We start from the raw sequence: 12,605 nt of genomic DNA, 5'->3' as shown, positions 1-12,605 counted from the left end.
GTGAACATGTGAACTAATTTTTTATATTTTTTATATTTTCAGCGCTGAAAGTCACCCATACTCCCCTCTGAAGGGGGGGATACATCGCCGCCGGAATTTGGGAGCATCGAAAGCGGAATGTTAAGTTTTTCCAAAGAGTTGCCGATTACCACAGAAGTCGCGCAGAACAACAATAATCATTACAGCGACGGCGGCATCACGCCGCAACACGCCGACAGCAAGGGATTGCATTCAGAGCTGTCGCAATACGCACCGGGGGCCATCATGCTGCAACGTCTATCGGATGACGCAGAGTTCCATCGACTCGTCGATACCATCTACGAGGCGGTACTTGAGCCTGCGCAGATGCCGATCGCCCTGGCCCTGCTCTCTGTCTACGCCGGCGCCGAAAGCGCACACTATTTCGTCTGGGACAAGCACACCGACACGCCGCGTCACGGCGTTTCGTCGGGCTGGTGCCAGCACTGCCCGCAGCCGGGCCACTGCAACGCCTTCTGCCAAGATCCGCAACTGCTCGGCCCCGGGCAACCTGAAGAGGCGCCGTCGGCATCGATGACCCTGATCGATACGCCCGACATGCGCGTCACGATGCGCCTGCGCACGCGCGACGACGATCTGTCGGAAGTCAGCGCCATCGACCGCGAGACCCGCCTGCAGCGCGTGCTGCCGCACCTGCAGCGGGCTGCGCGCATGCAGCAGCGCAATCTGGAGCTGAACGAACTCGCCGCGCTCGGCATGGCCGGGCTGGATACGCTGGACTTCGGTGTGATGGTCATCGAGCGCACCATGCGCGTGAAATACGCCAATGCCTGGGCGCGCACGATGACGACGGGCGACGACCGTCTGTCGCTAGATGGCGGCCTGCTGCACTCGGCAGATCACACACACGACGCTGCACTGCGCAACCTTATCGAACATGCCGCCGGCTCTCTCGGCGTACAAGGCGCGGCCGGTTCGTGGATGTACCTGGCGCGCGATGGCCGCCCGGTACCCTTCATTGCTACGCCCCTCGCGCCCTCCGATGCAATGCGTTCGACCTGGGCTTCGCCGCTGGCGCTGGTACTCGTCGGCAACTCCGAGGCCCGCTCGGTCATGGACGCCGGCGTGCTCGCCTCACTCTTTGGGCTGACCAACAAGGAGTGCATCGTCGCTGCGCGGCTGGCCGCAGGCGAAACCTTGCAGGAAATTGCCGAGCGCGAATTCCTCTCGCTGCACACGGTCCGCGTGCATATCCGCGACATCCTGCGCAAGACCGGCACGCATCGGCAGTCTGAACTGGTGCGCCTGTTGCATTTGTTGCCCAGCGTCGATCTGGAGCGTGCAGGCGCCGCCACTCCGGCTTCACGCCGGCGCGGCCGCCTCAATGCCTGAGTTCGCGCCCCATTTTCCTCTCCACTTAGCCTGACTCCGACGCCCAACCACGGGCGTCGAGCCATCCGCGTATACCCGGCTCACGTTTCGGCAGTTTCTGCCGATCCTCTAAGACAGGCGTGGCGCCGTCATGCTTGCTTGATGCGAGGCGGTATCCGCGAATGATCCCGACGCATTCTGTGAATAGCGCGCAACAAACGCGCTTTTTCGCGGCCTGAAACGACAGGTTTTTGCGCTATCCTCGCCGCAAAACACAGACTAGGCGCTGGTCGTAGATCGGGGGGCCGCGTCGGATGCGCTCGCATGCATAACGATTTCCATATTGCGCTGCTGCTGTTTGCGTGGGTCTGCACTGGGCTGACCACGTTTGCCGCACTGGACGCTGCGACACGTCTGCCGGGGGGCTCGACGATCGCAAAACGCCGCAACTGGCGCATCGCCTGCGCGGCCATTCTTGGCATTGGGTTGTGGTCGGGGCTTTGGCTCGGCCAGCTTGGCCTGCATCGGCAGGTCGGCACACCCATATCCGCGCCGATTGCGGCGACGCTCATGACGGCGCTGGCAGCATCGCTGGCGGCTTTCTCCATCGTGTTGCCAGACACGTCGTCCTCCAATGGCGCACAGGCTCCGCGACGACGCAGCATTGTCATGGGCGCCATGGCGCTTGGCATCGGGCTGTTGACGATGGAGTTGTACTTGACACGCCCCTGGGCGCATGACGAGGCCTTGCCGCTGCGCCGCGCCCTGCTTGGCTGGGGCGGCGGCACGCTGGTGCTTGGCGCAGGCGTGTGCCTGGCAATGTGTATGGCGTTTCATATGCCGCCTGGGCAGCGCCGCGCAGCCGTGGGTTTGCGTGCACGTGCTGCGGCGGTGCTGGCCACAACGGCTGTGCTGTCACTTGTGTTGTGGCCGGGCGCTACCGCATGGCCTGCGGACGAATCAACGATGCACATCGTGCCCGTCATCATGCTCAGTGCCGGCGGCGTGCTGATTGCACTGGGTTTGCATGCGGTGCTGATGATGCTTGAAACACGTGTCGACTCGGCGCAGGCGCACCTGGAAGCATCACTGGCGCGCGTGGCAAACCACACGCCTCGGCCCCAACTCCACGACACGCTGACAGGTCTGCCGAACCGCCTGCATCTGCGCGAAGCACTAGAGGCGGCAATTTTGTCGTCCACGCGGCGCGGGCGTCCGTTTGCCCTCTTCTATCTGGATCTCGACAACTTCGGTCAGATCAACGACCAATACGGCCGCAACGCGGGCGACCGCGTGCTGCAGATCATTGCGGAGCGCCTTCGCCAAGCCATTCGCGGCGAAGACACCGTGGCACGCCTGGGCGGCGACGAATTCGGCATTCTCGTTGAAGGTCTGGCACTGCCCGAAGCTGCCGCCACCATCGGCGACAAGCTGCTGTTCCGCCTGCGGGAATCGGTGGAAGTGGATGGTCGGCGACTGCGCGCGACCGCCAGCATTGGCGTGGTCGTCCATCCGCACAACGGCGCGACGGCGGACACGCTGCTTGAACATGCCGACACCGCCATGTTCGATTGCAAGCAGTCCACCGGCAACGCCTACCGCTTCTTCGAGCCACGCCTGAACACCACCGCGCACCGCGTGTTGCAGATTCAACGTGCGCTCTCGCATGCAGTGCTCAACGGGCAACTCTCGGTGTACTACCAGCCGAAGTACGATGCACGCACGCAGGCCATGACCGGCGCTGAAGCGCTGCTGCGCTGGAATCATCCGGAGCTGGGCCCGGTGTCGCCTGCGGAGTTCATCCCGCTGGCCGAACGCACCGGCACGATCGTCGAACTGGGCGATTGGGTGGTCGAAGAAGTCTGCCGCCAGATCATGCATTGGGATGCCATCGGCATGTCGCCGCAACGCATTGCCGTCAACCTCTCGCCACGGCAATTCCAGCAGCCCGATCTCGTGCAGCGTCTGTCGCAGATCCTGCATCGCTATCAGGTGGCCGCGCATCGGTTGATGTTCGAGATTACCGAGACGGCGGCCATGCGCGATGCCGGCCAGAGCATCGCGGTCATCCGTCAAATCCAGTCGCTGGGCTTTGAGGTAGCCATCGACGATTTCGGCACCGGTTATTCCAGCCTCAGTTATCTACAACGCTTTCGGGCCCAGCAAATCAAGATCGATCGCGCGTTCGTCTCTGCGCTCGACGACAATCCGCCCGAGGCAGCTGCCATCATTCGCGCCATTTGCGCGATGGCCCACTCGCTGGACATGACCGTGGTGGCGGAAGGCGTGGAAACCGAAGCGCAAATGCAGGCTCTGGTGAATCTGCAATGCGATCAGGTGCAGGGCTATCTGCTGGCCCGCCCGATGCCTGCCAAGGATTTTCAGGGGTTACTTGGAATCGAGTACGCCTGAACAGACGACCTCGAATAGGCGGCACTGAAAATGCGCCGTTCTGATGCAGGCGATACAGCCTTTCAGCAACCTTTCATCTTCATATTCGGAAATATTGGACGAAGAAGAGATGCGATTGCCGAAGCAATGAAGCAGTCACATAAGAAAGGAATTGTGTCGGGATTGCGTAGATAGTGCACTGCATCGATTGCAATACTGCCCAATGGTTTTTGCAATGGTTCATATGTTTACGAATTCGACATATCGCGCAAATGCCGGCCCCATGCAGGTTTGTGCAAGCGCAGTGCAGCAGAAAATCCACGCCGTTGACATGAGGTCTTAACGAAATTCAATTCTCACGTGCAAAGTCGTTATAATGCGCTGGGCTACGGGGAGCGTGCCCATGTTTCAATTGCAAAGTTGAGGAATCCATAATGCCGACTTACAAGGAAATCGTTCAGAAGATCTCTGAACTGCAGCGCCAAGCCGATGAACTCCGGGCAAATGAACAAGCGACGGTGATCGCTGAAATCAAGCACAAGATCGTGGAATACGGCCTGACCGCCGAAGACCTCGGTTTTGGCGCCAAGGGGGCCGTGGCCTCGAAGAAGGCTGGCCGCAAGGTGCCGGTGCGTTACCGCGACAACAACGGCAACACCTGGACCGGCCGTGGCAAGCGCCCGGGCTGGCTGGTAAAGGAGCTGTCGTCGGGCCGGAAGATGGAGGATTTTCTGGTCGCCTGAGCAGCGCTTTCAGCGCAGCATTCCGAGCCCGCACGAAGAGGCGCGCCGGAAACCACAAAAGAGAAAGGCCGGCGAATATGCCGGCCTTTTGCATTTCTGCTCGACAGAGGTCAGGCGCCGTTATACCTGGAAGCGCCCCACTGCCGTGCGCAGCAATTGCGCCTGCTCTTCCAGCGACAGCGCGGCGGCCGCCGCCTGCTCCACGAGCGCGGCGTTCTGCTGCGTCACTTCGTCCATCTGATTCACGGCCTGATTGACCTGCTCGATGCCGGAACTCTGCTCGTCAGACGCCGCAGAAATCTCGCCCATGATGTCGGTCACGCGCTTCACGGCAGTTACCACATCCTGGATCACCACACCGGCCTCTTCCACCAGCGCCGAGCCGTTCCGCACGCGGCCCACCGAATCGCCGATCAGTTCCTTGATCTCCTTGGCAGCGCTTGCTGAGCGTTGCGCCAGGCTGCGCACCTCGCCCGCCACCACGGCAAAGCCACGGCCTTGCTCGCCGGCGCGTGCGGCCTCCACAGCAGCGTTCAGCGCCAGGATGTTGGTCTGGAAGGCGATGCCTTCGATCACGCCGATGATGTCGGCAATCTTCTTGCTGCTTTCGTTGATGCCGGACATGGTCTCGACCACACGCCCGACCACCTCGCCACCCTTGACTGCGATATCCGACGCGTTGACGGCCAGCGTGCTCGCCTGCCGCGCGTTGTCGGCATTCTGCTTCACGATGCTCGTCAGTTCTTCCATGCTCGACGCGGTTTCCTCCAGCGACGACGCCTGCTGCTCCGTGCGCTGCGACAGGTCGGCATTGCCGGCGGCGATCTGCTTGGTGGCGCTGGCAATGGAATCCGCCGAGTTCTTGATGTCGCCAATCGTGCCGGTCAGTTGCTGCTGCATCTGCGACATGGCGAAAAGCATGCTGTCACGATCGCCCGGGCGGGTTTCAACTTGCACAGCCAGATCACCCGCGGCAATGCGGCCGGCAATGTGTGCGGCATAGGCCGGCTCGCCCCCCAACTGGCGCTGTAGGCTGCGCGTAACGGCCACGACCACCACCGTCATCAGCAAGCCGACGCCAAACAGCAGCCCCAGTGCCTTGAGGAGCGAGGCGTGGAATGCGGTCGCGATGTCGTCCATGTAGGTGCCCGTGACGAGGCACCAATCCCACGGCTGGTAATACAGCACGTAGCTCTTCTTCGGCTGCGGCGCCTCCGCGCCGGGCTTCGGCCATAGATAGTCGACAAAACCGCCGCCGCTCTTGCCCGCGCGAGAGATTTCCTGGAACAGATGATTCCCCGCCGGATCGGTAAAACCCGACATGTCCTTGCCGTTCATTTCGGCTTTGATCGGGTGCATCACCATCACCGAGTTGGTCTGGTTGATGCTGAAGTAGCCGTCCTTACCGTAGCGGATCACCTTGATGCGCGCGAGGGCCTGGGCGCGTGCGTCGTCGGCGGTGAGCTTGCCGTCTTGCGCCATCTGCCCGTAGTCCTTGATGATGCTGAATACGGATTCACTGATGTTCTGCAAGTCGCGCTCGCGTTCTTCCAGACGCAGGGTGCGGGTTTCCCAGGCGCTCCACAATGTGATCAACAACAGACAAAGCCAACTCAGGACGAGCGGCAGCCACAGCTTCTGACGAAGCGTGAGTCGATTCATCTTCCTTCCCTCCAAGCGTTTCTTTTGCCCGCGCATGGCACGAATGCCGTTCGCGGCGCTCCCCTGGCGCGATTACACGCGCTCTGCTTGAGCTATCGAACACAAACACGAAAAACTTGAGTAGGACATGCACTCAAGTGCCCGTTCGCCAGCGAGAAAGGGAAAGAAAGCAAACGCCTCAGCGCAAGGCGTCAGGATTGATGCTCGGAAGCGTGCCGCCCGTGGACGTCGTGGCGGGCACGGGCGTTGATGTCGATTCTTTTTGCGGTGCGACAGCTTCTGCGGCGGGATGATCGACAGGCGTCCACGACTCCCACAAGCCATGGCGACGCAGCGTTTCGGGCGCGTCGACGGAAGCTGAATAAGGCGCCACGGCAACTTCTGCCGAGGCCACCTTTGCTGCCACCTCGATATGCGACCCTGCCATGCGCACGGCATGGCCACCGGCGTCACGCACTGCCACGCCGTGCGCGGCAATCTGGCGATAGCTGCCATCCTTGTGCCGCATACGGAATTCCGCCACGTATGCGGGCGTGTTGCCGTCAACGTGCGCCTGGATGCGATTAAGCACCATGGGCAAATCATCCGGATACACCAGGCGGAGATATTCGCTCGTGCTTGGGCCGATCTCCTTGAGCGTGTAGCCGAGCATGGCGGCAAAGCGCGTGGAAAACTGCGCGGCGCGCGTGACCAGATCGAACTCCCAAAGGCCGAAATCTGCGCCGTCGAGCAACAGTTGGTGGCGTGCAACGAGTTCTGCTTCGCGGCGGCGGTAACTCTGCTCCAGGTCGTTGAGCGCCTGCACGGTTTCCTTGCGCAGACGAATTTCGCGCGCTGCGATGGCGGCGGCAGTGTCACCCGTAGCGCGGTCCCGATAGCCCAGCAGCAAAGCAGCGAGCACCGTGGCAACTGCGCCCATCACAAGCAGCAACCGCAACCCTGCCGGCGCATCGCCCGGCATGGCGGAAAGCGTCGAAAACGAGCCTGCGAGCGACGCCGTGTACACCGCATCCACCGTCAAGGCGGTGCCAAACAGCACGCTCACAAACAGACTCACGCCGGGGCGGCGCACCGCCACCCCCGTCGCGCCCGATCGTGCAGAGAGCGCAACCTGCAGCGCCGCCGCACACACCACTGCCGACAGCACCATGACGATGCCGAGCAGCCCAGCGTCTTCCCAGGCGGTGGTGCTGAAGCTCGTCACGCCCGCCAGCAATAACACCGCCACCGGGCCACTCACGCTCAGCAACACGCCGAGCAACATGGCACGCACTACGCCTGCGCGGCCGCCCAGCACGCACCACAGCGCCGCAACGGCCAGACTCCAGCAGAACGAAGCCAGTGTCATTACAAGCACAGCGGTGTCTTTGTGCAGCGGCCAATGCGCAAGCAGCGGCAGCAGCGGCACCGCCCATAGCCCAACCGCCGAGAGCAACGCTGTCATGACCAGCGGCACGCGCGTGCGCGGCGCCATCGCACTGCGCAAGTCATCGAGCAACCGCAACAGCAAGCTGCCCGCGCCGCAGGCGACGACAAAGGGCAGCAGCGCCGGCGACAATGCACGCGCCAGCGTACTGATCAGGTGAGCGATGAACGCCTCATCCACGAGGGGATGTCTCCTGTTGGTTCGAGCCGTTCAATGAATCAGCCACGGGTCTGAAAGCCGTCCGGATTCATGCTCTGCCAACGCCACGAGTCTTCACACATGCGCTCGATGCCGTATTGCGCGCGCCACCCCAAGAGCGAAGCCGCGAGTGCCGGATCGGCATAGCACGCTGCAATATCGCCGGGGCGACGATCCACAATCTCATACGGCACAGGCTTGCCGCTGGCGCGCTTGTAAGCCTCAACGACTTCCAGAACCGAATACCCACGGCCCGTGCCGAGGTTGACGGTAAAGCCGCGGCCATCGCGGCGCAGCGTGTCGAGCGCCGACAAGTGACCGCGCGCCAGATCCACCACGTGGATGTAATCGCGCACGCCGGTACCGTCGGGCGTGGGCCAGTCGCCGCCGTAAATCGAGAGCTTCTCGCGCTTGCCGACCGCCACCTGCGCCACATACGGCATCAAGTTGTTGGGGATGCCGCGCGGGTCTTCACCGATCAGGCCGCTGTGGTGCGCCCCCACCGGGTTGAAATAGCGCAGATAGGCGATTTTCCAGGCGGTATTGGAAATCTCCAGATCCCGCAGCACCTGCTCGCCCATCACCTTGGTCTGCCCATACGGGTTGGTGGCGGACAGCGGAAACGATTCGGTAATCGGCACGGTATGCGGATTGCCATACACCGTTGCCGACGAACTGAACACGAGCTGCCGTACGTTCGCATGCGCCATGGCTGCGCACAGCGTGACCAGCCCGCCCATATTGTTGTCGTAGTAAGCCAGCGGCTTCTGCACCGATTCGCCCACCGACTTGAGCGCCGCAAAGTGGATGACAGCTGAGATACGCGAACTGGCAAACAGGTCGTCGAGCAGGCGGCGGTCACGCACGTCGCCCTGCACGAACTTGGGCGTCTTGGCAGTGATCTGCTCGATGCGGGACAGCACAGTCGAACTGCTGTTGCAGAGGTTGTCGAGGCCGATCACCTGGTAGCCCGCATCCAGCAGTTCAACCCAGGTGTGCGAGGCGATGTAGCCGGTAGCGCCGGTCAGCAGAATGGTTTCTGTCATGGGGTGCGAGGTATCGAGGAAGGAGAGAGCTAGCGTGCCGGTTTGAACCCGGCATCGTCGTTCTACGCTGCGTCGACCTGCTCCGCAGCGCGCAAAACAGCGCGATCATAGCAAAGCCCGCCAACGGCTCGCGGGCAGTTTGAAGCTCTGGTTGCCCAAAACGGCACTACGGCCGGCCGTCTGGATGGGCAGCCGCCTGCCACTCAGCATAGGCCGCGCGCAGACGCCACGCCGAAGTCGCATCGCGCAAGCCCAGTGCGTACCCCACCTCAGCAGGGTCTGCGCCTGCGTCGAACAGCGCGGCGGTGTAGCCGTTACGCAGCGTCTGCGGTGACAGCCGCTCGCTGCGGTGCAACAACGCCGGCAGCGCGGCCAGCCATGCCTCCACGCGCCGGTATACCGACGCCGCGTGCATGACGCGCCCGCCGGAATCGGCAACGAACACGCGCTCGCCCGGCACCTCTGCGTGTGCGCGCACCGCCAGCCAGGCGGCCAGCGCGGGGCGCGCAGCTTCGAGCATGGGCGCCTTGTACGACGGACCGCGCGGCCGCTCGACGGTGATCGCCTCCAGCGCCTCGTCTACTTGGCGGAGCAGCAGCGATTGCACCTGCGCGACCTTCAGCCCCGCGCCATGACACACGGCTACGAGTGCGCGGTCGCGCGCCAGTTTGAACGCGCTGGCGTTGGCGGCGGCTTCGCTGGCCTGCGCGCCCACCTCCAGCGACGCCTCGATTGCCGCACGTTCAGCCGATGAAAGGAACGTGGTCGGATCGTTCTCACCTTCGGCCAACTTCTGCTGCACCGCAGAGCTTGCAGGGTTGTGCGTGCCGGTCCGTTGTTGCTCGATCTGATGGAAGACGCGCTCGATCAGGCGCGCGTAGCGGTAGCGATGCAGCTTGGTCAGGCCCGACTCGTCGAGAAAGGCGGCAATGTCGCCGGCGCTCCAATCGGCCAATGCGCGCTGGTGCGACTCCGCCCAGCGCAGCCATTTGCGCCACATCGCGCGGTACACCGTCGCCGACGATTCGCGATAGCCGCGTGCGGCCAGCCAGTGTTCGAAGGCTTGCGCGGGCCGCTCAGCCCAGTCTTGCAGGCTGGGCTGAAACAGATCCGGAACGGGCGTGGCGGGCGGCGTGAACGAGGTCAATGCGGTAGCGGAAATGCAGAAAAACGGGCGCAGGCGGACCGGGGGTTTGGCAATTCGCGTATCCTGCCGAGCGTAACACGCAGCCCATGTATCCCATTGCGGACCCCATCGTGAAGAAAACAGACCTCGAAAAACTCAAGGGCCTCAAGATTGCCAACAACATCAAGCGCGGCAGCCAGCGCACCGGCAAGCCCGACCAGGGCACCGGCAAGGCGATTCCCCAGAACAAACTGCTGAAAGCGCTGCTCGGCAAGCCCGCTGAAGACGACGCGAAGAAATCGGGAAAATCCTGACGCGCCTTCCACACATCTAGAGCCCCGCCCTGTTGTTCCAACGGGCGCTTGGGTGCTACCGTCCGGCGCGTTTCCACATCATCGCAGCGCCTGTGCCCTGCGCCGGACATGCCCTCCTCCACGCCCGCCTCGCCTTACCCCCACCTGCTCCAGCCCCTCGACCTCGGCTTCACCACGCTCAAGAACCGCGTGCTGATGGGCTCGATGCACACCGGCCTGGAAGATGGCAACCACTTCGACCGGCTGGCCGCCTACTTTGCCGAGCGCGCACGCGGCGATGTCGGCCTGATGGTCACGGGCGGATTCGCACCCAACATTGCCGGGTGGACAAAGCCCTTTGCCGGGCGCCTGGCCACGCATGGCGCCGCACGCCGCCACCGCACGGTCACCAACGCCGTGCACGACGAAGGCGGCAAGATCGCCCTGCAGATCCTGCATACCGGCCGCTACGGCTATCACCCGTTTGCGGTGGCTCCCACCGCGTTGCGCTCGCCCATCAGCCCGTTCACGCCACGCGAGCTGTCGGCGCGCGGTATCGAACGGCAGATCCGCGCCTTCGTGCGCTGCGCCCAACTGGCCCGCGAAGCCGGCTACGACGGCGTCGAGATCATGGGTTCCGAGGGTTACTTCATCAACCAGTTTCTCGTCACGCACACCAACAAGCGCACGGACGACTGGGGCGGCAGCTATGCGAACCGCATGCGCCTGCCCGTGGAAATCGTCCAGCGCACGCGCGAGGCTGTCGGCAAGGATTTCATCATCATCCATCGCTTGTCGATGATCGACCTGATCCCGGACGGCAGCTCGTGGGAAGAAGTCGTGCAACTGGCCAAGGCCGTGGAGCGCGCGGGCGCCACCATCATCAACACGGGCATCGGCTGGCACGAGGCACGCATCCCCACCATTGCGACGAGCGTGCCGCGCGCGGCGTTTGCATGGGTGACGAAAAAGATGAAGGGCGAAGTCGGCATCCCGCTGGTGACGTCCAACCGCATCAACACGCCGGAGGTGGCCGAAACCGTGCTGGCCGATGGCTGCGCCGACATGGTGTCGATGGCGCGCCCCCTGCTGGCCGATGCCGACTTCGTACGCAAGGCCGCAACGAACCGCGCGCAGGACATCAACACCTGCATCGCCTGCAACCAAGCATGCCTGGACCACGCATTCAAGGCCAAGATTGCGAGCTGCCTCGTCAACCCGCGCGCTTGCCATGAGACCGAACTCATCATCCGCCCGACGCCCGCCAAGCGCCGATTTGCGGTGGTGGGCGCGGGGCCTGCGGGCTTGTCGGCAGCCATCACGCTGGCCGAGCGCGGGCACGCCGTAGACCTGTTTGACGCGGCGCCGGAACTCGGCGGTCAGTTGAACATGGCCAAGACGATCCCCGGCAAGGAAGAGTTTCACGAGATGCTGCGTTACTTCAAGCGCCGGGTTGAGGCCACCGGCGTGACGCCCCGCCTGGGTGCGCGCGTGGATGCGCAGCAACTACTGGCAGGCAAGTACGACGAGATCATCATCGCGACAGGCGTGTCGCCGCGCAATCCGAAGATTCCGGGGCAGGACCATCCGAGCGTTCTGTCGTACATCGATGTGCTGCGCCATCGCAAGCCGGTGGGCAAGCGCGTGGCGATTGTCGGTGCCGGTGGCATCGGCTTCGACGTGGCGGAATTCCTCGCGCTTGACGGCCACTCTCCCACGCTGGATCTGCAAACGTGGCGCGCCGAATGGGGCGTCGGTGATCCGACCGAAGTGCGTGGCGGTGTGGATGGCATACGCCCTGAACCCCAAACACCCGCGCGCGAGATCGTCCTGCTGCAGCGGCGTGCCGGCAAACTCGGCGGCGGGCTGGGCAAGACCACCGGTTGGATTCATCGCACAAGCCTGAAGAACCTGGGCGTGCGCATGGTGGGTGGCGTCAACTACGAGCGCATCGGCGACGAAGGGCTGCTCGTGAGCTACGGTGAAAAACGCGAAGCCGCCGAATGGCTGCCGGTCGATTCCATCGTGCTGTGCGCGGGGCAGGAGCCGCTGCGTGAATTGGTCGAGCCGCTGCAGGCGGGCGGCGCCAAGGTGCACATCATCGGCGGCGCCGACGAAGCGCTCGAACTCGATGCCAAACGCGCCATCGACCAAGGCACACGGTTGGGGGCATCACTGTAGCGCGGGGCCGACTGGATAGCGCGTCGCATGAAGAACTCAGCGTTCGCTTCATGTTTCGCGCTTTCAATGAGAGTTAAAAAAATAGACGCATGAAAGGGCTTTCCTGCGCTTGCTGAAGTGCGCGCCGTGACCTTAGATGCCATTGCGCAAGCCGCTCAACCGGCCATCGGGCCGCAGTAGCACGCAAGA

The 12,605-nt window shown here is 63.2% G+C and carries 9 protein-coding genes; 5 read left to right on the top strand and 4 right to left on the bottom strand.

All coding sequences use genetic code 11. From position 1 onward, the window contains the following. Positions 1 to 117: 117 nt before the first annotated feature. The 3 genes from BG83_RS0121590 (at position 118) to BG83_RS0121580 (ending at position 4,484) form a co-directional block, all read left to right on the top strand. Entirely contained in the window at positions 118 to 1,371 is a 1,254-nt protein-coding gene (locus BG83_RS0121590; RefSeq protein ID WP_024978679.1) for a helix-turn-helix transcriptional regulator, read from the top strand. Positions 1,372 to 1,674: 303 nt separating this feature from the next. Beyond that, positions 1,675 to 3,762 (top strand): putative bifunctional diguanylate cyclase/phosphodiesterase, encoded by a 2,088-nt coding sequence (locus BG83_RS0121585; protein ID WP_024978678.1) that lies wholly within the window; start codon positions 1,675 to 1,677, stop codon positions 3,760 to 3,762. A 413-nt stretch (positions 3,763 to 4,175) separates the two neighbouring features. Beyond that, entirely contained in the window at positions 4,176 to 4,484 is a 309-nt protein-coding gene (locus BG83_RS0121580) for an H-NS family nucleoid-associated regulatory protein (protein ID WP_004627393.1), read from the top strand. Positions 4,485 to 4,604: 120 nt separating this feature from the next. Here BG83_RS0121580 and BG83_RS0121575 read toward each other — a convergent pair whose 3' ends face one another. The 4 genes from BG83_RS0121575 to BG83_RS0121560 form a co-directional block, all read right to left on the bottom strand. After that, positions 4,605 to 6,146, bottom strand: coding sequence for a methyl-accepting chemotaxis protein (locus BG83_RS0121575; protein WP_024978677.1), 1,542 nt, complete (start codon positions 6,144 to 6,146; stop codon positions 4,605 to 4,607). Between the two features lie 178 nt (positions 6,147 to 6,324). Further along, on the bottom strand, positions 6,325 to 7,752 hold the full coding sequence (locus tag BG83_RS0121570) for a PAS domain-containing protein (RefSeq protein WP_024978676.1): 1,428 nt from the start codon (positions 7,750 to 7,752) through the stop codon (positions 6,325 to 6,327). Positions 7,753 to 7,790: 38 nt separating this feature from the next. Then, positions 7,791 to 8,816 (bottom strand): UDP-glucose 4-epimerase GalE, encoded by a 1,026-nt coding sequence (gene galE, locus BG83_RS0121565; RefSeq protein WP_024978675.1) that lies wholly within the window; start codon positions 8,814 to 8,816, stop codon positions 7,791 to 7,793. Positions 8,817 to 8,982: 166 nt separating this feature from the next. Beyond that, positions 8,983 to 9,963: a tyrosine-type recombinase/integrase gene (locus tag BG83_RS0121560; RefSeq protein ID WP_024978674.1), complete on the bottom strand. Its 981-nt coding sequence runs from the start codon at positions 9,961 to 9,963 to the stop codon at positions 8,983 to 8,985. Positions 9,964 to 10,049: 86 nt separating this feature from the next. Here BG83_RS0121560 and BG83_RS0121555 point away from each other — a divergent pair, with 86 nt between their 5' ends. Together BG83_RS0121555 and BG83_RS0121550 are read left to right on the top strand one after the other, a co-directional pair. Continuing rightward, positions 10,050 to 10,256, top strand: coding sequence for a hypothetical protein (locus tag BG83_RS0121555; protein ID WP_080693713.1), 207 nt, complete (start codon positions 10,050 to 10,052; stop codon positions 10,254 to 10,256). Between the two features lie 108 nt (positions 10,257 to 10,364). Further along, positions 10,365 to 12,416, top strand: a complete 2,052-nt coding sequence (locus BG83_RS0121550) for an NADPH-dependent 2,4-dienoyl-CoA reductase (RefSeq protein WP_024978672.1) — start codon at positions 10,365 to 10,367, stop codon at positions 12,414 to 12,416. The last annotated feature ends 189 nt before the right edge of the window (positions 12,417 to 12,605 follow it).

Origin of the sequence: Ralstonia pickettii (assembly GCF_000607165.1) — a bacterium.
Taxonomy (GTDB): Bacteria; Pseudomonadota; Gammaproteobacteria; order Burkholderiales; family Burkholderiaceae; genus Ralstonia; species Ralstonia holmesii.
The sequence above is the reverse complement of the archived record's forward strand: the minus strand, read 5'-3'. Positions and strand labels throughout refer to the sequence as shown.